Consider the following 22650-nt stretch of genomic DNA (forward strand, 5'->3'; position numbering starts at 1 on the left):
AACGTTTCGGCTTCATGCCACTCGGTTCGGAAATGCTTAGTTTCAGAAACCAAACCCGCTGCGTGTAGAAAGAAATTCGCAGCGAAAAATTGCCCAATTATTAATTTGGAGGCCAAGAAATATTGGAAAATACTTATGGTTACTTTTTGATTTAGTTAAATGGTAATTTTTTTATTTAAAAAGATAGTTACCAAGTCGCCAGAAAAACTGGTAACCAAAGCGTAAAAACGCGCAAAACCCGCGCACCTGGGCACGCGGGGTTAAAAAACAGGGTTAACGGGTGTCAATCAGGCACAGAGGCCGTCAGTTGAACGATCTGACGAGACTGCCGACCAGCAGGTTCCAGCCGTCGATCAGCACGAAGAACAGGATCTTGAACGGCAGCGAAATCGAGGTGGGCGGCAGCATCATCATGCCCATCGCCATGGTGATGGTGGCGACGATCAGATCGATGACCAGAAACGGCAGGATGATGAGAAAACCGATCTCGAAACCGCGCCGGATTTCCGACAGCATGAAGGCCGGAACGAGCACGCGGTAATCGACGACATTGTCGGTCATCACTTCCTGGCCGCGCTCGCGGGCGATATCCACGAAAAGCTTCAGATCCCTGTCACGCGTATTGGCGTTCATGAAGGTGCGGAAGGGCTCGGCGATGCGCTGCACGGCCTGCTGTTCGTTGATCTGGTTCTGCAGAAGCGGCTGCACGCCGTCGGTCCAGGCTTTGTCGAAGGTCGGCGACATGACGTAGAAGGTCATAAACATCGCCATCGACAGCAGGATCATGTTGGACGGGGTCGAAGCCAGTCCCATGCCGGAGCGCAGGATCGAAAAGGCGATCACGAAGCGCGGAAAGCTCGTGACCATGATCAGGATGCCCGGCGCGACCGAGAGAACCGTCAGCAGGCCGAAGGTGCGGATGATCCATGCCGCGACGGAGCCGTCTATCTGCGTGTTGAACAGATCGGACGGAAATTGCTGGGCACTGGCAAGACCCGGCAAGGCAAGGAGGACGGCGATGGTTACAAGAAATCGAATCATTCGATGACAAAGGTCCGGAACATGACCTTGGATACGCGCCCTTGAGAGCGCAGGTCAACTCGTTCCTGAATGTCATCCTTAAGATATTGAAAGCCGCGCGGCCCTTCCAGCTGCTGAAGGGAAACGGTGCGGACATAGGCCATGATGTCCTGGTGGATATCTTCCGCCAGACCCACCTCGACCGGCCCCTTGAACATCAGCGCCACTTCCAGCCGCACCCAGTTCGTCGAGGGATAGGCGAGGTTGGTGGTGATGGGATCGAGCTGGACGATGCCGTTCGCCTCGGCCGAGATTTTCTCGATACCCTCTTCCTTTTTTTCGCCGTGTCCGCCGGCGGCAGCCGGGGCATGCGCCTCCGCGCCGGCGATCTTCGGCGCGATCATGCCGCCCACCAGCCAGCCGCCGCCCGCGCCGAGCAGCGTGAGGATCGCAACGCCTGCGATGGTCATGACCAGAGGGGAGGATTTTTTCTTGCCCTCAGCCTGTTCGTTTTCCATGGGTCAGTCCCGTTCCCGTGTGCCGAGGTCAGAGCGGCGAGAACAGGTCGACGACCTGTTGCCCGACCGGGGGCTGCTGCACTTCCGTCAGACGTCCGCGACCGCCATAGGAGATGCGCGCTTCGGCGATGCGCTCGTAGGAGATCATGTTCTGCGCATCCACATCCTGCGGCCTGACGATACCGCCGACATTGAGGATGCGGATTTCGTGGTTCACGCGCACTTCCTGCGAACCGCTGATGATGAGGTTGCCGTTTTCCAGAATGCCGGTCACCACGGCGGCCACCAACAGCGTCAGCTTTTCAGAACGCTTGGTCTTGCCCTTTGCCTGGGTGTCGGTGTCGGAACCGTAATTGATGCTGGAATCGGCCTTCGGGTTCCAGCCGAACACCTGCGCATCCGCCTTCCAATTCAAACCGCTGGAATTGGTGCGATTGCGCTCGGTCTCGTTGTCGAAATCGGCCTTGTCGTTGATCTGGATGTTGACGGTCAGGATGTCGCCGATGTTGAGCGCGCGCAGATCTTTGAACAGGGCGCCCTGGCTGTCGCTCCACAGCGAATAGCCGCTCGCCATGTGCTTCGGCTGCTTCGGATACATGCCCATTTGCGGCGTCTGGCTGAATTGCAGGCCGCTGCCGATCGGGCTCATCGCGGGTGCGTTGCCGATTTCCTTCAGGGTCTGGTTGTTCTGGCAGCCGGCAAGCAAAGCGAGCGGCAGGAGGAGGGCCGGAAGACGACGCGTGCTCATGAAGGATCCTTCGAAGTGTTTTTATCGGTTGCCTGCGACATGATGCCGGCGACGACAGCGGCCTTCTGCGCATCCATCTCGCTGAGGATGAGGCCCGATTGGCGCGGCGGCAGCTGCATGATGATGGCGGCCGCTATTTCCACATGCATCTTTTCGAGCTGGGGTGCGGCGGCATCGGCCTTCATCGTCTTGTAGATATCGACGAGATTGCTTTTCGCCTGATTGAGGAAGTGTTCGCGGCGGGCCAGCCAGTCCTCATATTCCGCCTTGCGGTCTTCCAGCACGGCAATGCGCTCGTTGACGTCGGACTGCAGCTTTTCCAGCTCCTGCTTTTGCAGCAGATAGCGCTGGTCGCGGGCCGCATCGGCGATGTTGGTGCAGAATTTCTGGATTTCATCCTGCGTGCTGAGTTCCGAAACCACGTTCTGCTGGCTTTCGGCGCCAGCGGCGGGAAGCAGGAAAAGCAGCGAGGCGACGGCCGCGAAGCGGACAAGGCCATTCGGGAAAGCGTTGTTCTTCCGAGTTTCCATCATTGCAGCACAAGCTCCGCCTGAAGGGCGCCGGCGGATTTGATGCCTTGCAGAATGGCGATGATACCGTCCGCCTTGAGCCCGATGCTGTTGAGACCGGCAACCAGCGTGCGAAGGTCAGGCCCTTCGACGATGGCGACCTTGCTGCCTTCCTGCAATGCCATGATATCCGTCTGCGGCTGCACGGCCGTCTGGCCGCGCGAGAAGGGCGCCGGCTGGATGACCTGCGGCGATTCCGTCACCTGCACGGTCAGCGTTCCGTAGCTGACGGCGACGCGGGAAATGCGCACATCCGCGCCGATGACGATCGTGCCGGTGCGCTCGTTGATGACGACCTTGGCCGGCGTATCCGTTTCCACGGTCAGGTTTTCGATTTCCGCCATCAGCCGGGTGAGATCCGCGACACGGGGCTTCTGCACCGCGATTTCCTGCGAATCGCGCGGTTCGGCAATGGGATCGCCATAACGGGCGCGGGCAAAGGCGTTGACGACATCGGCGACGCGCACCGCCGTCGAAAAATCCGGATTGCGCAGCTGAAGGACCAGATTGACCGAATCCTTGAACTTGGACGGCAGCTCCCGCTCGATGATCGCGCCGTTCGGCACGCGGGCGGAGGTGGTGACGCCTTGCGTCAGCGTCGCGGCATCCCCCTGTGCGGAAAAGCCGTTGACGATCAGCGCACCTTGGGCGACCGCGTAGATCTGCCCGTCCGCGCCGGAAAGCGAGGTCATGATGAGCGTGCCGCCGCGCAGCGACGAGGCGTCGCCCAGCGAGCTGACCGTCACGTCGACACGGCTGCCGGGGCTGGCGAAGGGCGGCAGATTGGTCGTCACCATCACGGCGGCGATGTTCTTGGCGTTCGACTGGCCGCCCTGCGTGGTGATGCCGAGATTTTGCAGCATCGCGCGCATGGATTGCTCGGTAAACGGCGAGGAGCGCAGGCTGTCGCCCGTGCCCTGCAGGCCGACCACGAGACCGTAACCGATCAGCTGGTTGTCACGCCCCGCCTGCAGCGATGCGATATCCTTGATGCGGGATGTATCCGCGTGGGCTGCCGGAACGGGAAGGAAGGGCTGGGCCGAAAACAGAATGGCCGCGGCCAGGATACGAAGCACTCTCATTTCGCCATCACCTGAATGGTTCCGTCCTTCATGACCGTGCCGTTGACGATGACGCCGGAATCGATGTTGCGCACCCGCACGATTTCGCCGAGCGAGCCGTCGGTCATCGGCGTTCCCGAAGCCATCAGCGTCATGTTGCCGATGGTGAAGACGAGTTTGACGCTGGTGCCGCGCACCACAAGCGAGGGTTCGCGAAGGGCGGCAACGGGGATCGTGCGTCCGGGAAGCAGGGTCTGCTTGGAGATCATGCCTTCCACTTCGCTGATGTCGCTCGCATAACCCGAGGAAATATTGGGATTGGTCACTTCCACCGGCTTTACCTGTTCGGGCGTGATCGTCTCGCCCGGATAGATCGTGCGGGTGGGAACCAGCGCCATCGGCGCCTGGGCAAGAGCGGGCGTCAGGACGCCCAGTGAAAAGGCAGACGCAAGGCATATACGGACGAGTGCCGTTCTGCTGCTGCTATGTTTCCGGCCAAACCTCATGTTCGCCTGCCTTTCCGTTCTTACTTCAGGTTCTTGCTGACAATCGAAGCCATTTCGTCAGCGGTGGTGATGACCTTGGAATTCATCTCGTAGGCGCGCTGCGCCGTGATCAGGTCGGTGATTTCCTTGACGGCGTCGACGTTCGAGCCTTCGAGATAGGACTGCTTGATGTAGCCGTAGCTCGGATCGTCAGGCACGCCGATCACCGCGTCGCCGGAGGCCGGCGTCTGGGCGAAGAGGTTGTCGCCGAGCGGCTTCAGGCCAGCTTCGTTCGCGAAGTTGGCGATGGTGAGCTGGCCGAGTTCGGTGAATTCCGTGGCATTGCCGATACGGGCGGTCACCTGTCCCGTGCGGGTAACGGTGATGTCCTGTGCATCGGTCGGGATATTGATGTTCGGAATGACGTTATAGCCATCGATCGTCACCAGATTGCCGTCGGCATTCTTGTTGAAGGCGCCGGCGCGGCTGTAGAGCGTCGAACCGTCCGCCGCCTCGATCTGGAACCAGCCCTGGCCGATGATCGCGACGTCCAGCTTGTTGCCGGTCTCGATCAGGTTGCCCTGGGTGTGGATGTTGCGCACGGCCGAGGTCTGCACGCCGAGGCCGATATTGGCGCCTTCGGGCACGATCGCCTGGTTAGCGCGGTTCGGCACGCCCTGCATGCGCTCGGTCTGGTAAAGAAGATCGGTGAACTCCGCACGCGCGCGCTTGTAACCGGTGGTGTTGATATTGGCGATGTTGTTGGCGATGACTTCCAGATTGGTCTGCTGGGCGTCCATACCGGTGGCAGCGATGGCAAGAGCTCTCATGTCAATATTCCTGCTGGGCTAGATCTGCATCTTGGTAATGTCGAGATAGGCCGACACGATCTTGTCTCGGAGTGCGATGGCGGTCTGCAGCGACTGTTCGGCCGAAAGCATGGCATCGACCACTTCACGCGTATTCGCCTTGCCCTGAATGCCTTCGAAGGAAGCGACTTCCGCCTTCTTCAGATTGTTCATCGCATCCACCGAGATATTGCCGAGAACGCTGGCGAAGCTGGCGCCCGTCTGCTGGGCGGGCGTCGTCTGCTCGCTGCCGAAAACGCTTTCCGTCAGTGAGGAAATGCCGCTTGCGCCGCGGGTGAGCGAAAGGGAACTGACTTGCTTGATACCGTCGATCATTGCGATGCCTTCAGAAGGTCGATTGTGGAGGCGACGAGGTCGCGTGTCTGGCGGATGACCTGAAGATTGGCGTCGTAGCTGCGGTTGGCTTCGCGCATGTCCGCCATTTCGATCAGGATATTGACGTTCGGCATCTTCACCATGCCGTTGCTGTCGGCGGCCGGATTGCCGGGATCGTATTCGTTAATGAAATCGCCACGGTCGACGCCGAGCTTCTTCACCGTCACGCGCTCCACGCCGCTGACGCGGTCGAGCTCGGAACCGAAAGTGATGGTCTTGCGGCGATAGGGGTCGGCGCCGGGGGTGTCGCCGGTCGATCTGGCGTTGGCGATGTTTTCGGAGACGATGCGCAGTCGTGTGGACTGCACTTCCAGGCCGCTGCCGGCAATCTTGCTCGCCGCACTCAAGGGATCCATGGCTTACCTCTTAACCGTCATCAGCATCATGCGATGGAAGGATTTGACGAGATTGGCGTTCAGCTCGTACTGCCGCTTGATCTCGCCGGTCTTGGTCATTTCTTCCGCAAGCGCGACCGAATTGCCCGATTCCTGCATGCCGATCTCGTTATTGACCGGGTTGTCGCGCACCGCGATATTGTCGCTGAGGGTGCTCTCGCCGAAGTGGGCAGGGTTGGTCCTCGCCATGCCGACCTGCTGGCTGGTGGCCTGCATGACCGCTTCGAAAGGGCTGACATCCTTGGCGCGGAACTTGGGTGTGTTGGCGTTGGCGATGTTGGTCGCCACGACTTCCTGCCGCACGCTCAGCCATTCCGCTTGGCGGGATGCCAGATCGAACAGTTGAATCGGTTGCATAGACTTCTCCATCTCGTATGGCCCGAACCTACGGGGCTAATCTTGCGTCAGACTTGCGGGGAGGGGAGAAGGCGCGGAACGGCGCAAGACGCGGATATGGATGCGGCCTGCCCAAACAAAAAAAGGCGCGCCGGCAGATGCGGCGCGCCTTTCGAACCAGAGAAAAATCTTCTATTTTTCAGGGCGATAGGTTTTCCCGGAAGACGTCTCTATCAGCCATTCGCCGTTGCGCTGCTCGATCTTCGTCAGCAACGCATTGTCCGGCAGGGTAGAGCCGACCCTCACCATATACATGCCCGAACCGTCCTCGATCAGGGCGCGCCCGTTGGAAACATGCAGCAGACGGAAGGAAGTCTGACCGGGGAAAGGCTGATCCTCGATCCCGGCTGCCAGATTGTTCTGTTTTTCCTTGCCGCCTGCGTTCACGGTCGCCGTCGTCAGCATGTCGGGCAGCTCCGCCGGCGGCGGGGTGTCTTCCTTGTTGCGGTTGGTCATGGCCATTGGCGAAACGCTGAAGACTTCCCGCGGGCCGGTATGGGGCAGATCGCGGGTGCGGTCGCCGCCCGCCACCTTCATGCCGAATTTTTCTTCGTTGAAAAACACGTACCAGGGGAAAAAGGCCGCTGCAGCGGCAAGCCCGATGCCCGTCCATGCGAGAATACGGTCGGGCGTAAAGAAAACGGGCCTGGGCAGCACGTCTTCATCGTGGCTAGTGTCGTTCCGCTTCTTGTTCACGGGTCAGCCTCTCATTCTCGGGTTTACCTGGGGCTGGCCATTCTGTGCTCCCCCGCGCAATGCGGTCGCCAGATCGGCATAGGCATCCTGCGCCGCCGGTTCGCTCGGCAGCTGTTTCAGCGTTTCATAGATGATCGGAACCTGCTTCACCGCCATGTCGAGATCAGGATCGGTGCCGGGCCGATAACCGCCGATGAGGCGAAGATCGCGCGTTTCCTCGAAGCGATGCACCAGCGCCTTGAGGCGCGACACCAGCTTTTCCTGATCCGGTGTCCAGGCCTTCTTGGCGAGACGCGAGATCGAGGCGAGCGGGTTGATCGGCGGGTAACGACCTTCTTCGGCAAGGCTGCGGTCGAGCACGATATGGCCATCGAGAATACCGCGCGTCGAATCGGCAATCGGGTCGTTGTGATTGTCGCCATCCACCAGAATGGAGACGATGGCGGTGATGGTGCCGGTGCCTTCCGCGCCCGGTCCCGCCCGCTCCAGAAGGCGCGGCAGTTCGGTGAAGACCGAGGCCGGGTAGCCGCGCGCCACCGGCGGTTCGCCCGAAGCGACCGCCACTTCGCGGATCGCATGGGCAAAGCGCGTCACACTGTCGATGATGAGAAGAACATTGTCGCCCTGATCGCGAAAATGCTCGGCAATGGTGACGGCGGAAAGCGGGGCCATCTTGCGCAGCATCGGGCTTTCATCGCTTGTCGCGACGACGGCGATGGACTTGCTCATATTCTCGCCCATCGTGTCTTCGATGAATTCGCGCACTTCACGGCCGCGTTCGCCGACAAGCGCAATCACCACCTTGTCGAAGGCGTCTGCCTTGGCGAGCATCGACAGCAGCGTGGATTTGCCCACACCGGAACCGGCGAAAATGCCGAGGCGCTGGCCGAGGCAAAGCGGCGAGAAGATATCGATTGCCCGCACACCGGTTTTAAAGGGCGTCTCCACCCGCTTGCGCGTCATCGAGGGCGGCGCATTGTTGGAAATCGAACGGCGCTCGATGCCGGAAGCCAGCGGCCCCTGGCCGTCGATGGGTTCGCCGAGCGCATTGATGGTGCGTCCGCACCAGCTGTCGTCGGGCGAGACGCGGAAGGCGCCCTTGCGGATGACGGTGTCGTGAATGCCGATCGGCTCACCGGGCTCAATGGGGCAGACATAGCAAATGTCCGGTTCCACACGCACCACTTCGCCGAGATGAATGCCGGTCGCGCTGCGATGGGCGACGAACTCTCCGAGCCGCACATGCCGTGACAGCCCGGAAACCGTATAGTGCCCGGCGGCGATGGTGCGGACATGCCCGCCATGCGCCACCGAAAACTCCGGATCGGCATAATGCCCGGCGAGGCTGGCCAGCTGTGCGAGCTTCGGTGAAATGGCGTCAGCCGAGAGCATGGATTCCGGCATTGTCATTACTCAGTTCCTCAACGCGCGCCGCCAAGCGTCTTGATGCCTTCGCCGAAGGTCGATTCGGTATCGCGCATCAGCGAGGAGATGCTTTCAAAGGCGCGGTTGACCTGGATGAGCTGGGTCATCTGGGAAATGCCGTTGACGTTCGACTGTTCGAGATAACCCTGAACGACGCCGACTTCATGATTGTTGACCACCGGAACCGGCTGGGCCACCGGCTTCACGCCGCTATTGGGATGACGCAGGAACCCTTGCGAGAAATCCGCCTGGAAGATGCCGAGGGTAGCGACGATGTTTTCGTTCTGCCGGATGGCGCCGTCGAGACCGACGGTGATCGGGCCGCCATTCGGATTGAGCTGGATCGGACCGCCGCCGGCATCGAGAACGGGATAACCGTTCGAGGAGATGAGCGCGCCGTCCGGACGCATGGTGAAACGGCCGTCGCGGGTCAGAATCTGGCCGTCGGGCGTGTCCAGCGAAAACCAGGCGTCGCCCTTGATGGCGAAATCGAAGGAATTGCCGGTTTGCTCGAAAGCGCCCTGACGGGTGGAAAGATAGTCGTTGCCCTGCGAAACGAAGGCCACCCGGGCATTCATGTCATTGTGGTTCTTGGCGACCATTTCGTCGAATTTCACTTCGGAGCCGCGGAAGCCGACCGTGTTCACATTCGCCATATTGTCGGAAATGGTGGTGAGACGGCGCTCCAGCGCGATCTGCGAGGACAGGGCGACGTATAGTCCGGATTGCATATCATTTGCCTCCGAGTTTCAGGGAGTTGATGGAGATCAGCAGGTCCGGGGAAATGCCGTAGCCGCTGGAGGAGCCGAAAACGGCGAGAGGGTCATAGGTCGTCGAGGGGTTTTGCATTTCCCACATGATGGTGAAACGCTCGAGCAGCTTGCCGACCTTTTCGGGATCCTGCAGATCCTTGATATCGATGGTTTTTTCGATGAGCGCCGCCTGTTTGTCGACATCGGCGGCGGCAAACTCGTCGGGAAGGTTGTAGGCCGTGCGAAACACCTGGGCGAGCGCGTCGTCCGCCAGAAAGTCGAGGCCGGATGTGATGGTTGACGCTTTGCGTTCGAAATAAAGGGCGAGCCGGACGCCGTTATTGTCGTCGCCCGCTTCCTGTTCCAGCGTCTGGCGGGTGTATTTGCCGATGACGCCCGATTTGGCGGCCTCGGTGGAGGTTGCCGCGGCCCCCAGGCCGGCAAAATCCAGCGACTTCGCAAAATCCGCATAACGGCTGTCGGAAAGCTTGTTGGCGAAGGCGTCCTTGTCCGAGGTGCCTTCCGTCAGCACCTTGCGGATGAAGGCCTTCGCATAGGCCATGTCCTCGAGCCCGTGGGCTTTCAGCGCGTAATTGTAAAGGCGCGTATCGGCCATGAAGTCGTCGATGGATTTCACATCGCCGATCTTTGCGCGGTAATATTCGGTCTCGCGCGCCACGTCGGGCTGCTCCGACACCCGCTCAAGCGATTTGCCGATATCCTGACTGATCAGTCTGTAGCTGGTGTAGGTGGAAGTCACTGAACCGCCGCTCTCGTTTGATCCCGATCTCAAGGCGCACGTCCGCCTTTGCCGGCATAGTGCCGTGGCTTGCTTGTGCGAAACTGGCTGGAGGCGGCAGCGCGGGAGAGGCTTTGCGGACAGGTTCACGCAAGCCACATTTTTTAGACATGGCGGCATGGAACACTGTTCGGGCGTGGTCGATCAATGAATATTGTAATTGGACTTATAATCACCTTCGGCTGCATCATCGGCGGCTATATGGCGATGGGCGGTCATCTGGACGTGCTGATTCAGCCGTTCGAATTGATGATCATCGGCGGCGCCGGTCTCGGCGGCTTCATCATGGCGAACCCCATGAAGGTCGTGAAGGACTCGGGCAAGGCGCTCGGCGAGGCCTTCAAGCATTCGGTCCCGAAGGAGCGAAACTATCTCGACGTGCTCGGCGTGCTTTATTCGCTGATGCGCGATCTGCGCACGAAATCGCGCAACGAGATCGAGGCCCATATCGACAATCCGGAAGAATCCTCGATCTTCCAGAGCGCGCCCTCGGTTCTGAAAAACAAGGAACTGACCTCGTTCATCTGTGACTACGTCCGCCTCATCATCATCGGCAACGCCCGCAGCCACGAAATCGAGGCGCTGATGGACGAGGAAATCGAGACCATCCTGAACGACAAGCTGAAACCTTACCACGCGATCACCACCATGGGCGATTCGTTCCCCGCCATCGGTATCGTCGCGGCGGTTCTCGGCGTCATCAAGGCCATGGGCAAGATCAACGAATCGCCTGAAGTGCTGGGCGGCCTGATCGGCGCCGCACTCGTCGGCACCATGCTCGGCATCATCCTGTCCTATTCGATCTGCAACCCGCTGGCGTCGCAGGTCAAGATCGTCCGCACCAAGCAGCACCGCCTCTACATCATCGTCAAGCAGACGCTGATCGCCTACATGAACGGCTCGGTGCCGCAGGTCGCACTCGAATACGGCCGCAAGACCATCTCCAACTACGAGCGGCCGTCGATTGACGCCGTCGAACAGGAGATGATGAACCCCGGCGGCGAAAACAAGGCGGCATGACGATGGCAAAAGCTGCAGCGCAACAAGCACCCGCCATCGACACCGCCCTTCTCGCAAAATTGACGGGTGGGTTGTCCGACCGCAAGACGATTGCCAAGATCGGTTCCGATATCGGCCATCTCTACAGCGAATTCCTGCCTGATATCTTCCACAGCGAAACCGGCATCGCGATCGACGTGGAATATGTCGGCTCCGAATCGGGACTGATGACCGACCTGATCGCCAATGTCGGGCGCAATGTCGCGGTTGCCGATTGTTCCCTGCGCAACTGGTGCCCCAATTTCATGATGACGGTCGGCAACGGCTTCGTCATCGCGCTCATGGAGCGCATGCTGGGCGCGTCGCCGGACATGATCGGCGAACCGGACGAGCGCAGCCTGTCCCATATCGAGCTCGACCTCGCGGCCATGGTTCTTGGCCGCATCGCGGGTGTCCTGCGCTCCGGTGTCAACGCACCGGGCGGTTTTGAGGCGGCCATCGATCCGCCCTTCAATTCCAACGGTAAAAGCGCCTTCGACGAGATGATCGCCGGCCTTTACGGCGTGACCATCCGCCTGAAGATCGATATCGGCAAGGTATCGTCGGAATTCTCGCTGATCGTGCCGCAGCGACCCCTGCTCAAGACCTCCATTGTTGCCCCCAAGGCTTCGGCCCAGGCGCTGAAGAAGCAGGAGGAATGGATGGAGATGATTTCGGAGCAGGTGAAGCGGTCGCAGGTAACGCTCGAGGCGCGCATCAAGCTCGAAACGCTGACGCTGCGGACGATCTCGAAGCTGGTGGCCGGCGATGTCATTCCGTTCCAGTCTCTGAAGCAGGACGATATCGGCGTCGAGGTCAGCGCCAACGGTTCCAAGCTCTATAATTGCGAATTCGGCAAGTCCGGCGACCGCTACATGGTTCGGGTGAAGAACAATGTCAGCACGGACGACGAGATCTTACGACATTTGATGGGTTAAAATCCTGCCCGGCCTTCGGGGATTTGGGCAGGCTGACGCAAGTTTCAAAGGGAATAATCAGCGCATGGCTACGAAGAAAACACCTGTGACCGATGATGCGGCGCTGCCGTCGTTTGAAGACGGCGGCGACCTCGACCAGGCTATCGGCGATCTGCGTGGCGTCCTCAAGACGGATGCGGAAGGTTCGCTCTCCGATTTCGGCGACTTCGGCGATTTCGGAAGCACGGACGAGGTTTCGACGGATACCGACCTTTCCGCTTTCGGTGGCGGAACGGCCGATTTCGGGATGGATGATTTTGCCGCCGCCCCGCAGGTTGCGGGCGTGAAGGCGCCGCTTGGCAGCGGATTGTCCGAAAACATGGAAATGATCATGGACATCCCGATCGATGTCCAGATCGTTCTCGGCACCAGCAGAATGCTCGTTTCGGGGCTGATGAGCCTTGAAGAAGGAGCGACGATCGCACTCGACCGCAAGATCGGCGAGCCGGTCGAAATCATGGTGAATGGCCGCCGTATTGCGCGCGGTGAAATAACGGTTCTGGAAGACGACGATACGCGCTTCGGCGTAAAATTGATTGAAGTACTGAGTACGCGAAAAGCCTGATCCCTGTGGGGACGGAGAGGAAAGACCATGATGGACTTCGAGGATTTCGGTAACCCCCTGGCAGGGAAACCGTTGTCTCAGGCCGACAAGGCGGCCGCGGTGCTTCTTGCCATGGGCAAGGGCGTCGCCGGCAAGCTGCTCAAATTTTTCACGCAGCACGAATTGCAGATGATCATTTCCTCGGCCCAGACCCTGCGCGTCATTCCTCCCGATGAGCTTGCCCAGATCGTAGCCGAGTTCGAGGACCTGTTCACCGAAGGAACGGGTCTGATGGACAATGCCAAGGCAATCGAGAGCATTCTCGAAGAGGGCCTCACCCCTGAAGAGGTGGACAGCCTTCTCGGCCGCCGCGCCGCCTTCCAGGCCTATGAAGCATCGATCTGGGACCGCCTGCAGGAAGCCGAGCCGGAATTCGTCGGCAAGTTCCTGCTGCGCGAACATCCGCAGACCATCGCTTATATTCTCTCCATGCTGCCCTCGTCCTTCGGTGCGAAGGTTCTCCTGACCATTCCGGAAGAGCAGCGCGCCGATATCATGAACCGCACCGTCAACATGAAGGAAGTCAGCCCCACGGCTGCCCAGATCATCGAGAAGCGTGTGGTCAACCTCATCAACGAAATCGAAGCCGAGCGCAATGCCGGCGGTTCCACGAAGGTTGCCGATCTGATGAACGAACTGGACAAGCCGCAGGTCGATACGCTGCTCAGCTCGCTCGAGACGCTCAGCAAGGAAGCCGCAAACAAGGTCAAGCCGAAGATCTTCCTCTTCGACGACCTCATGTTCATGCCGCAGCGCAGCCGCGTCCTGCTGCTCAACGATGTTTCGGCCGATGTTCTGACGATGGCGCTGCGCGGCGCCACGATGGAAATCAAGGAATGCGTGCTCTCCAGCATCAGCCCGCGCCAGCGCCGCATGATCGAATCGGACCTTGCGGTGCCGCAGGCCTCGATCAACACCCGCGAAGTGGCGATCGCACGCCGCGCCGTCGCGCAGGAAGCGATCCGGCTCGCCAATTCCGGCCAGATCCAGCTGAAGGAAGCCTCCGCGGAGGAACAACCGGCCGCCGCTTGAGCGGAAGCCGGTTGATAACCCGCCCTTACGGCGGAAGCGGCCATTGCGATGGCCGGTCACGGACGCTAGTTTCGGGAATGACGGCCTGCCGGGATCGGCGGGCCTTTTTTTGATCCCGGGGACGTGCCTTGGCAGACGATCAGGACAAGGACAGTAAAACAGAAGCCCCGACGGAGAAAAAACTCCGCGATGCGGCGGAAAAGGGCAATCTTCCCTTTTCCCGCGAAGTGCCGATCTTTGCCTCGTCGCTTGCCTTTTATTGTTACCTGGTTTTCTTCCTGCCCGATGGCGCCGGTCGTCTTGGCGTCACATTGAAGGACCTGTTCGGCCAGCCGGAACAGTGGGACCTCAGCACCCGGCCGGATGCCCTGTCGCTATTGTATTTTCTCGGCACCTCGATGGCCTATCTGCTCATGCCGGCGATGATCATGTTCATCGTCTTCGGGCTTGCCTCGTCGTTTTTCCAGAACCTGCCGTCGCCGGTGCTTGAGCGGGTGCGTCCGCAATGGTCGCGCGTCTCGCCGGCGAAGGGCTTCACGCGCATCTACAGCAAGCAGGGTTTCGTTGAATTCGGCAAATCCGTATTCAAGATCATGATCGTCTCGGTCATCATGTTCCTTGCCCTGCGTGGCGATTTTTACAGCCTCATCGATCTGATGTTTTCCGATCCGCAGGTGATTTTCGTCCGGGTGGTCGAGATCGTCAAAAAGATGATGGTCGTGATTCTGCTTTCGACCGCGCTGCTTGCCGCCGTCGACGTTTTGTGGACGCGCCATCACTGGTTCAGCCAGCTGAAAATGACGAAGCATGAGGTGAAGGAAGAATACAAGCAGTCGCAGGGCGACCCCGTGGTCAAATCCCGCCAGCGCTCCATCGCCCGCGACCGTGCCCGCCGCCGCATGATCAACAATGTGCCGCGCGCCACACTTGTCATCGCCAACCCGACACACTTTGCGGTGGCGCTGCGTTATGTTCGCGAAGAAGGCGACGCACCTGTTGTCGTCGCCAAGGGTCAGGACCTTATCGCATTGAAAATCCGCGAAATTGCGGAAGAAAACAATATCCCCGTTTTTGAAGACCCGCCGCTTGCACGCTCCATGTTTGCGCAAGTCTCGGTAGATAGTGTGATTCCACCAGTCTTTTACAAGGCTGTGGCTGAGCTCGTTCACCGGGTTTACGCCATGAAGTCATCGAAAATACGGGTTCAATAAAACCAATGAAAAAATCCGCCTATTCCGAACAGCGGGAAATGATCGTCGCAGAGGCGATCAACCCGATCGCCACCGAACTTCGATTGTTAGACCCGGCCGACCTGATTTCGCTGCTCCGATTCGAGTGCTACGGCAGTATCGCTGACCTCGTTTCGTCGGCTGCGGAGCTTTATTATCATCCCGGAACGATCAATTTCGGCGCCGGCGGCGAATATAAGCTCGAATGGGAAGGCGCGCCGGAGATCGTCCTCGATCTCGAACTGAAGCCGAAGGGCGCCACGGTCTATGCGCGATTGACGCTCGCCAACGAACATGCGGCGATCGAGATCAATCACGTCTCGTTTCAGAACCCTTCCGAAAATCCGGACGAGAACACCGAGTTTCTTCGTCAAAGCCTGACGGCTGCCCGATTCGTGCCCACCCGTCAGGGCGAAGCGGCTTAACCGGATCACCCGCTCCCCATTTCCGTCATGTCCGTTGCGCGCGCCGAAATCGCGGGCGCAACGGCCTCGTTCCGGTGCGTTTTAACCCGAGCTTGCCTGAAGCCTGCCGGTTTATGCGAAACCCGGCTGCGAAAGCGAGGAACGCCTTGCAAATCAGTCTCGTTGTTTGTTACCTATCGCATTAACGATTTGTTAACGAACGGCAGGTCGCGGTGGTCGGTTCAGGCCATTGCCGATGCGCATGATGCCCCTGCTCGTTGTCGGCACAGCGCCGGATTTTTTCTTAAATTTTGAGTTGGGTGGACCCCATGACCAGCATTTTGACCAATGCGGCGGCAATGGCCGCGCTGCAAACCCTGCGGATGATCGACAAGAATCTGGAAACGACGCAGGCGCGCGTGTCCTCCGGCTATCGTGTCGAGACTGCGGCGGACAACGCGGCCTACTGGTCCATTGCAACGACGATGCGCTCCGACAATAATGCGCTTTCGGCCGTGCAGGATGCTTTGGGTTTGGGTGCGGCCAAGGTCGATACCGCCTATGACGCGCTTGAAAGCACGATCGAGGTCGTCAAGCAGATCAAGGCCAAGCTCGTCGCCGCCTATGGCGTGGGCGCCGACCGCAGCAAGATTCAGGATGAAATCAAGCAGCTTCAGGAACAGCTGAAGAGCATCTCCGAATCGGCCTCCTTCTCGGGTGAAAACTGGTTGCAGGCCAGTATCAGCAACGGTGGCACGCCGCCGGTTGAAGAATCGATCACCAAAAAGGTCGTTGCATCCTTCACCCGCACTGGCTCGGGCAATGTCGGGGTCACCACCGTTGACTACACGCTCGACAGCAGCACTGTGCTTTTCGACCTCAGTGGCGGAAAGCTCGGTATTCTCGACAAGAACGCCGTTTTCGTCAGCAAGACGGAATATGAAGTCACCCAGACGTCGACGACCGCCGGCACGGCGACGGAGGCGGGTTTTGTCGTACCGAAGCTCACCGACGCAGAAATCGGCGCGCTGAATGCCGCGACGACGGATACGAATACGGATCCGAATGTCTATAGCGACGGCACCGCCAATTATCTCCGCCTTGCCGAAAATGTGTGGGTCAAGGTGACGGGGACGGATCCGTCGAGCGGCGGCACCACCGTTTCTCCCGCCTATCGCGACACCAGCAGCAATGACTGGTTTTACGATACCAGCAGCGGAGCGGCTTCCGCCGATCGTTCCCTCGGCTTTTCCGTCTCCACCCTCGATCTCGGCAATCTCGATATCGTTGCCGCGGCCATGGGCGGTTTTGCCGGCGGCGGCACGACCTATACCGACGCAGACGCCATCGACATGATGATGTCCTTCGTCGACGGGCAGCTTGAGGCGATGACCAGCACGGCTTCCAGCCTGGGTTCGCTGCAGAGCCGCATCAGCATGCAGGACAACTTCGTTTCCAGCCTGATGGATGTGATCGACAAGGGCATCGGCCGTCTCGTCGATGCCGACATGAACGAGGAATCGACCAGGCTGAAGGCGCTGCAAACGCAGCAGCAGCTCGGCATCCAGGCGCTCTCCATCGCCAACGCCAATGCGGAAAATATCCTCCAGCTCTTCAAGTAACGGGTCTGGCCGGCGTGGGCGCGCGGGGATGAATGGGCGCAGGCTTCCTGATCGAGCCCGCCTTCATCCTCGCACAAGTTTGAACACCTAACGTCGGGTCAATATGGGGCGGATCGCATGGCGTGATCCGGCCGGGAAACGTGGAAGAGACGGGCAGGGTAGCAAGGATGACGGTGGTGCCGCCAAACGGCTTAGAGCATTTCCAGGAAAAGTGGACCCCGGTTTTCCGTCCGGAAATGCGGCGAGGCTTTTGCGATTCGCGCGGGCAACGAAACATGTCTGGCCCCTTTCTCCTGTTTTGCCGGGGGCAGGCATGAGCGCGTCCATTGCACGGTTTCTCAAGGACTTCGGTGAAGCGCAACCGCAACCGGCGGCGCAGGCCTTCGGCGACCCGTTGGCCGATACAGATTTCCTGTCCGGTTTTGCCGATGGCGCTTCCGGTTTCGACGAATTTGCTCCCGTCGATGTGGAGAGCGAGAAACAGGCGGCCTATGACCGCGGCCGCGAAGATGCTACCCGCGAGATCACCGAGAAGATGCAGGCGGAGCGGGAAGAGCTGATCGCTGCCCATGCGGCCGAGCTGGAGACCCTGCGTTCGGGGCACCTCGAAGAAATCGCGGCTTCCCTGTCCCATGGTCTGCGCGAGGGTATCGACGCGATTGCGGCCAATCTCAGCGAACAGACCGCCAATATCCTTGCTCCGCTCCTGACGGAAAAGCTGTCGCTCAAGGCGGTCTCGGCGCTGGCGGATGTGGTGCGTAGCGCCATGCCGGATGGCGAAGGGGTCACGCTTGTCGTGAAAGGCCCGAAAGATTTGTTCGAGCGGCTGAAGACGCAGCCGGGCTTTGAAGAAGAAACGATGAAATTTACCGAGACCACCGATATCGATCTTTCCGTCGAGTTGGGTGAAAGCGTGTTCGTGACGCGCATGTCCGCCTGGGCGTCCAGTCTTCGCAAGGTGATGAAATGAGTGAAGGCGAAAATCACCACCACGGTAAAAACGAGATCATCATCGTCAAGCGCCACAAGGGCGGTCATGACGGCGCCCATGGCGGTGCGTGGAAAATCGCCTATGCCGACTTCATGACGGCGATGATGGCGTTCTTCCTCGTCATGTGGCTGGTCAATGCCGCCAATGAGGAAACCAAGGCCTCGGTCGCCAGCTATTTCAACCCGATCAAGCTGTCCGATGAGAAACCCTCGTCCAAGGGGCTGGAAAAGCCGGTGGACAAGGAAGAGGGCGTCCAGAAGAAGGACCAGTCCAACATCCAGGCGGAAAAGGTCACCAAAGGCTCGGCCGCGGCGACAGGCGAAGACCTGACCTCGCAGACCGGTGAACAGTCGAACTTCTCCGAAGCGGACTTTTTCGAAAATCCCTATTCCGTGCTGGCGGAAATCGCCCAGCAGGTGGGCCAGCAGGCCAATGTCAGCGCCAAGGGCGAGGGCGGCGCCGCCGATTCCGGCCCGGCGACGGGCGCAAGCGGCGGTGAAGCCTATCGCGATCCGTTCGATCCCGATTTCTGGACCCAGCAGGTGAAAATCACCCGCGCCGATCAGCCGCAGAAACCGGTTGAACAGCAGCAAGTCGCCGAGAGCAAGCAGGAGGATGCGGCCGAAAACGCTCAGGCGGTCGCGCTCAAGTCGTCCGAGACACCGGCCGACAAGGCGGAAGACGGCAAACCGATGGAAGTCGCCGCCGTTGTGCCGCAGCAGCGTCCGGATGCCGCTGAGCAGGCAGCGCTCGCACAGCCAAAGCCGGACGAGCCGCGCCAGGCGAGCGATGCGCAGCAAAAGGCCAGCGACGCCGATTGGGAAAAGGCCGACACGCTGCGCGAGGAGATCGAGAAGCAGATATCGGGCATTACCGGCAAGCTTTCCGAAGGTCTGGTGGTGACGCCGGCCGAAGGCGGATTGCTGCTCACCATTTCCGACCAGACGGAAACGCCGATGTTCAACATCGGATCGGCCGTTCCCCGGCGTGAAATGGTTCTGGCCATGGAAAAAATCGGCAAACTGCTTCAGGAGCGCGGTGGTAGCGTGGTGATACGCGGCCATACCGACGGACGGCAGTTCAAGGGCGAGGCCAATGACAACTGGCGGCTTTCCATGGATCGCGCTCACAGCGCCTATTACATGCTGGTGCGCGGCGGCCTGTCGGAAGAGCGGGTAAAGCAGGTCTCGGGTTTTGCGGACCGAGATTGCAGGTGCCGGCGGACCCTCTGGCGGACGCCAACCGCCGCATCGAAATTCTGCTTGAGGCCGATCGGGGGTGAGTGTGACGAAGACCTCGAAACGCTGGCTTCTTCTTGTGGCGACGCTTTGCGGTCTCGGCTCCGAGCCGGGCAGGGCATTTTCGCAGTCGCAAGACAATCTCATGCCCTATGCCATGCTGCGCTCCCTGCAATTCGTGCAGGATTCGGTCGCCATGGGCGACCATTCCGCCTCGGAAATGCAGCGATTTCTACTCCAGACCATCGACGAGAGGCTGAAGAGCGCGCCTTCGGCGATCTTCAAGGATCCGCGCAATGTCGATGCGGCGCTTATCTATGCGATGAGCGGCGGCAATCCGGCCACGCTGGAATTGCTGGTCGCGCGCGATGTGGATGGCAATTTCGACAGCCGCGTTGCCGATATCCTGCGCAAATACCTCTCCGGCAAGGGAACGCTGGTCGCGCAGAGCATTGCGGCCATGGTGCCGGAATATCGCGGCAAGCGGATTGGCGCATATCTTGCGCTGATCGGCGGCAATGTGACGATCCCGCGCGATCCGCTGGCGGCGCTTGGTTTTTACGATATCGCCCGGCTCGAAGCGCCGGGCACCATCGTCGAGGAGGCGGCATTGCGCCGTTCGCTCGCCATCGCGGTCGAGGATGGCGATGCGGCACGCGGCGTCGATTATGCGCAGCGTTATGCGCGGCGGTTCCTGCATTCGCCCTATGCCAGCCAGTTTGCGGACCTTCTGGTCTCGCTGGTGGTCAAGCGCGCCGATTCCATCGGGGAGGAGGCGATACAGGAAACCTTCGCCATGATGGATACCGAGAGGCAGAAGGAAGCCTATCTGCGGCTTTCCCGCCTCGCGGCGATCAGCGGCAAGGATTCGCTGGCGCGCATGGCGGCTTTGAAGGCGAAGGCGCTGTCTCCTGCGCTGCCGGGTGAGCCGGAAGTACAGGCAAATCTCTATGAAAGCCTTTCCAACATCGGCACGCCCGATGTGGTGAGCGCGATCGAAACAATAGGGCAGATTCCCGAAGCGCAGCTTTCGGATCGGGACAGGGCCTTGCGGGAGGCGGCAAGGGCGATTGCCGAGCAGGTGGTTCGTCCTCCTTCCCCGCAGTCCGGTGTCGAGGCCGACACTGCGGCCACGAAGGACACCGGGCGGAATGCGCCCGAACACGAAGCGAACGCTGCCGATGCAAGGAGCATATGGCGGGTCGAAACCCAGAAGGCTGACGATGAGGGCGACAACGTGCGGCAACTCGTGACGAGCGGTCGCAGCAAGCTCGATGAAATCGACAGCCTGTTGAAGAAAGGCGAGGGGGCACCATGATCGACGCAACCATCAACGCGATAGTGAATGCGCCGCCATCCGATCCGCGCGCCGGCAGCGCCAATGCCAGGGACGACGCCAAGGGCGGCAGTTTCGGCGATGCCCTTTCCACGGTTCGGGACGAGCGCCCGCCGCAGGCGCTGCATTCGCGGCATCAGCAGGACGAGAACCCGGCTGAAGAACAGCAGGCGCAGCCCGATGGCGAGGCGGAAAAGATGGATGTCCCGGTCAAGCGGCCCGCAACATTTCTCAATGTGATCGTCAACGAGCATGCCGGCGAAGGTCGTGCCCAGGAGACGGTGGCCGAGTTTCAGAGCGCCGTGAAAACGGCCCGCACCACGCCGGAAAACGGCAAGACCGGCAAAAAGCTCAAGGACGACGCCGACAAGGACGCCGAGGTGACGGACGATACGATCGATCCGAAGCTGGCGGAACTGCAGCTGGTGACGGCCAATGCCGCCGATATGGCGACGGCCAAGACACCGCTTGAGGAAATTGCACAGGCGATTGCCGGCAAGGCCGACCCGGTGAAATCAGACCGTCCTGAACCTGTCCGGGGCAAGGTCGAGCATTCGGACAAGGACATGCCGACAGGGATCGCACCAGCCGGTAATGAGGCGGGCTCGGCTTCGGAAAACGAGGGGGATGCCTCGGCATTCCGTTTTTCGTCTCCGCGCTCAGGCGCGGCGCGGGCTCTGGATATGAGCACCGTTCAGCGTGAAGGCCGTGTCGAGTTCGATGCACGCGAAAGCACCGGCAAGGCGGCCGACACCATAACGGTTCTCGATTCGCGGCGGTTCATCGGCCTGGCGCCCTCGACCAACGCTTCGGCCCTGACCGGCCTGATCGTCAACGATCCGGAATGGGTGAGCGCCATGCAGCCCGGTTCGTCGCTCTCCAATGCGGCGGCCCAGAGCAGCACCGGCAAGGTCGTCCATACGCTGAAGCTGCACATGACGCCGATTGAGCTTGGATCGGTGACAATGTCGCTGCGTCTTGCCGGTGACGAGCTTGCCGTTCACATGACGGTGGAGAGTGTTGCGGCCTATAAAAAGCTCCAGGAAGACAGCAAGAGCATCCTCGATGGTCTCAAGGCGCAGGGTCTGACGGTCGATAACATCACCATCAGCATCGCTTCTTCCGACAAGAGTGACCAAACGGGCACACAAGGCAACAATCAGCAAAATCAGCAGGCGCAGCAGCAGGGTCAGCAGGCCGCCGCCGGGCGCAACCGTGACGAGTCCGGAGCACGGGGCGGCCGGCAAGGCAATGGCGATAATTTGGGGGTGCATAATGAAGGCATGGATGGCGTTTCTGGCTCTGCCCGCTCTTCTGCTGACAATGGCGTCTACCTCTGAGAATGCGTCCGCTTCGGCAACGTCAGGTGTCTGTGAAAGAGAGATCCAGTCGGCGGCACGCAAATATGGCGTGCCGGAGGGAATTCTCTATTCGGTGGGGCTGACCGAAACGGGCCGCAAGGGGCGTCTCGACCCCAACGCCATGAATATCGAGGGAAAACCGGTATTTGCCTCCTCCACGGAGGAGGCTTTGACCACTTTTGACGCGGCGAAGCGCAACGGCGCCAAGCTGATCGACCTCGGATGCATGCAGATAAATCATTATTTCCATGGCGAAAACTTCGCATCCGCGCGGGAAATGTTCGATCCGCGCCGCAATGTGGAATATGCCGCCATGTTTCTGCGCAACCTTCACAACAGGCATGAAACTTGGACCATGGCGGTCGCCCGCTATCATGCCGGCCCCAACAATGACCCGGCGCAGAAGAAATATGTCTGCCGTGTCATCGCCAATCTGGTGGCGACGGGCTACGGGAAATGGACCGCCAACGCGAAAAATTTCTGCGACGGTTGACAACCTGAAATTGCTTTCAGGCGCCGCAGGACTCGTATTTTGAAATGTGGCGATAGATTGATCGAAAAAAGGCATTTCAAGCGGTTTTTTCGGAATTTTGAAATTTCTACACAAAAATTTTGTGCCATATATGGTTAATACCCACTATATATAGATCAAATCGGCACAAAATGGTTAATCAATTATTAATATCTATCGATGATTTCCTACAGTTGTC

General features: G+C 59.8%; 24 protein-coding genes and 2 pseudogenes. 12 read left to right on the forward strand and 14 right to left on the reverse strand.

Annotated features, from left to right (window positions below):
- Window positions 1-303: 303 nt before the first annotated feature.
- The 14 genes and pseudogenes from fliP to L904_RS02425 all read right to left on the reverse strand — a co-directional run bounded on the left by fliP (window position 304) and on the right by L904_RS02425 (window position 10069).
- Complete coding sequence (gene fliP / locus L904_RS02360) at window positions 304-1041, reverse strand: flagellar type III secretion system pore protein FliP (RefSeq protein WP_020810648.1); 738 nt, start codon at window positions 1039-1041, stop codon at window positions 304-306.
- Window positions 1038-1538: a flagellar basal body-associated FliL family protein gene (locus L904_RS02365; RefSeq protein ID WP_035259607.1), complete on the reverse strand. Its 501-nt coding sequence runs from the start codon at window positions 1536-1538 to the stop codon at window positions 1038-1040. The genes fliP and L904_RS02365 overlap by 4 nt, the downstream gene beginning before the upstream one ends.
- A 28-nt stretch (window positions 1539-1566) precedes the next feature.
- Window positions 1567-2286 (reverse strand): flagellar basal body L-ring protein FlgH, encoded by a 720-nt coding sequence (gene flgH, locus L904_RS02370; RefSeq protein WP_020810646.1) that lies wholly within the window; start codon window positions 2284-2286, stop codon window positions 1567-1569.
- The gene (locus L904_RS02375; protein WP_004432496.1) at window positions 2283-2819 is read right to left on the reverse strand and encodes a MotE family protein; all 537 of its coding nucleotides are present in this window, start codon (window positions 2817-2819) and stop codon (window positions 2283-2285) included. Before L904_RS02375 ends, flgH begins: the two co-directional genes overlap by 4 nt.
- Window positions 2816-3871: pseudogene (locus L904_RS02380) on the reverse strand (flagellar basal body P-ring protein FlgI); the annotation flags it as partial. The gene L904_RS02375 and the pseudogene L904_RS02380, both read right to left, overlap by 4 nt.
- Window positions 3872-3933: 62 nt before the next feature.
- On the reverse strand, window positions 3934-4422 hold the full coding sequence (gene flgA, locus L904_RS02385; protein ID WP_004432498.1) for a flagellar basal body P-ring formation chaperone FlgA: 489 nt from the start codon (window positions 4420-4422) through the stop codon (window positions 3934-3936).
- Window positions 4423-4442: 20 nt separating this feature from the next.
- Window positions 4443-5231 (reverse strand): flagellar basal-body rod protein FlgG, encoded by a 789-nt coding sequence (gene flgG, locus L904_RS02390; RefSeq protein ID WP_004432499.1) that lies wholly within the window; start codon window positions 5229-5231, stop codon window positions 4443-4445.
- Between the two features lie 18 nt (window positions 5232-5249).
- Window positions 5250-5585, reverse strand: coding sequence for a flagellar hook-basal body complex protein FliE (locus tag L904_RS02395; RefSeq protein WP_020811276.1), 336 nt, complete (start codon window positions 5583-5585; stop codon window positions 5250-5252).
- Window positions 5582-6001, reverse strand: coding sequence for a flagellar basal body rod protein FlgC (flgC, locus tag L904_RS02400; protein WP_020811275.1), 420 nt, complete (start codon window positions 5999-6001; stop codon window positions 5582-5584). The genes L904_RS02395 and flgC overlap by 4 nt, the downstream gene beginning before the upstream one ends.
- Window positions 6002-6004: 3 nt before the next feature.
- Complete coding sequence (gene flgB, locus L904_RS02405) at window positions 6005-6397, reverse strand: flagellar basal body rod protein FlgB (RefSeq protein WP_004432502.1); 393 nt, start codon at window positions 6395-6397, stop codon at window positions 6005-6007.
- A 171-nt stretch (window positions 6398-6568) separates the two neighbouring features.
- Entirely contained in the window at window positions 6569-7093 is a 525-nt protein-coding gene (locus L904_RS02410; RefSeq protein ID WP_233283552.1) for a hypothetical protein, read from the reverse strand.
- Between the two features lie 42 nt (window positions 7094-7135).
- A complete protein-coding gene (gene fliI, locus L904_RS02415; RefSeq protein WP_020811273.1) occupies window positions 7136-8542 on the reverse strand; it encodes a flagellar protein export ATPase FliI in 1407 nt (468 codons plus the stop codon).
- Between the two features lie 11 nt (window positions 8543-8553).
- The gene (gene flgF, locus L904_RS02420) at window positions 8554-9288 is read right to left on the reverse strand and encodes a flagellar basal-body rod protein FlgF (protein ID WP_004432506.1); all 735 of its coding nucleotides are present in this window, start codon (window positions 9286-9288) and stop codon (window positions 8554-8556) included.
- Window position 9289: 1 nt separating this feature from the next.
- Entirely contained in the window at window positions 9290-10069 is a 780-nt protein-coding gene (locus tag L904_RS02425; RefSeq protein WP_035263933.1) for a DUF1217 domain-containing protein, read from the reverse strand.
- Between the two features lie 186 nt (window positions 10070-10255).
- Between L904_RS02425 and motA the strand changes: the two genes are divergently transcribed.
- The 12 genes and pseudogenes from motA (at window position 10256) to L904_RS02485 (ending at window position 22433) form a co-directional block, all read left to right on the forward strand.
- Window positions 10256-11128: a flagellar motor stator protein MotA gene (gene motA, locus L904_RS02430; protein WP_004432509.1), complete on the forward strand. Its 873-nt coding sequence runs from the start codon at window positions 10256-10258 to the stop codon at window positions 11126-11128.
- Complete coding sequence (locus L904_RS02435) at window positions 11125-12084, forward strand: FliM/FliN family flagellar motor switch protein (protein WP_035263931.1); 960 nt, start codon at window positions 11125-11127, stop codon at window positions 12082-12084. Before motA ends, L904_RS02435 begins: the two co-directional genes overlap by 4 nt.
- Before the next feature lie 64 nt (window positions 12085-12148).
- On the forward strand, window positions 12149-12688 hold the full coding sequence (fliN, locus tag L904_RS02440; RefSeq protein ID WP_035263929.1) for a flagellar motor switch protein FliN: 540 nt from the start codon (window positions 12149-12151) through the stop codon (window positions 12686-12688).
- 27 nt (window positions 12689-12715) lie between these two features.
- Complete coding sequence (fliG, locus tag L904_RS02445; RefSeq protein WP_020811423.1) at window positions 12716-13759, forward strand: flagellar motor switch protein FliG; 1044 nt, start codon at window positions 12716-12718, stop codon at window positions 13757-13759.
- A 128-nt stretch (window positions 13760-13887) separates the two neighbouring features.
- Window positions 13888-14970, forward strand: coding sequence for a flagellar biosynthesis protein FlhB (flhB, locus tag L904_RS02450; protein ID WP_004432517.1), 1083 nt, complete (start codon window positions 13888-13890; stop codon window positions 14968-14970).
- 5 nt (window positions 14971-14975) lie between these two features.
- On the forward strand, window positions 14976-15413 hold the full coding sequence (locus L904_RS02455) for a hypothetical protein (protein ID WP_004432518.1): 438 nt from the start codon (window positions 14976-14978) through the stop codon (window positions 15411-15413).
- Between the two features lie 308 nt (window positions 15414-15721).
- Complete coding sequence (locus tag L904_RS02460) at window positions 15722-17014, forward strand: flagellin (RefSeq protein ID WP_020811422.1); 1293 nt, start codon at window positions 15722-15724, stop codon at window positions 17012-17014.
- Between the two features lie 313 nt (window positions 17015-17327).
- Window positions 17328-17984, forward strand: coding sequence for a hypothetical protein (locus tag L904_RS02465; protein WP_035263927.1), 657 nt, complete (start codon window positions 17328-17330; stop codon window positions 17982-17984).
- A pseudogene (locus L904_RS26650) lies at window positions 17981-19287 on the forward strand (MotB family protein). Before L904_RS02465 ends, L904_RS26650 begins: the two are co-directional and overlap by 4 nt.
- Entirely contained in the window at window positions 19284-20561 is a 1278-nt protein-coding gene (gene motC, locus L904_RS02475) for a chemotaxis protein MotC (protein WP_020811497.1), read from the forward strand. Before L904_RS26650 ends, motC begins: the two are co-directional and overlap by 4 nt.
- The gene (locus L904_RS02480) at window positions 20558-21919 is read left to right on the forward strand and encodes a flagellar hook-length control protein FliK (RefSeq protein WP_020811496.1); all 1362 of its coding nucleotides are present in this window, start codon (window positions 20558-20560) and stop codon (window positions 21917-21919) included. The genes motC and L904_RS02480 overlap by 4 nt, the downstream gene beginning before the upstream one ends.
- Window positions 21867-22433: a lytic transglycosylase domain-containing protein gene (locus tag L904_RS02485; protein WP_031234122.1), complete on the forward strand. Its 567-nt coding sequence runs from the start codon at window positions 21867-21869 to the stop codon at window positions 22431-22433. Before L904_RS02480 ends, L904_RS02485 begins: the two co-directional genes overlap by 53 nt.
- Window positions 22434-22650 lie beyond the last annotated feature (217 nt).

Origin of the sequence: Agrobacterium sp. LY4 (assembly GCF_001526585.1) — a bacterium.
GTDB lineage: Bacteria > Pseudomonadota > Alphaproteobacteria > Rhizobiales > Rhizobiaceae > Agrobacterium > Agrobacterium leguminum.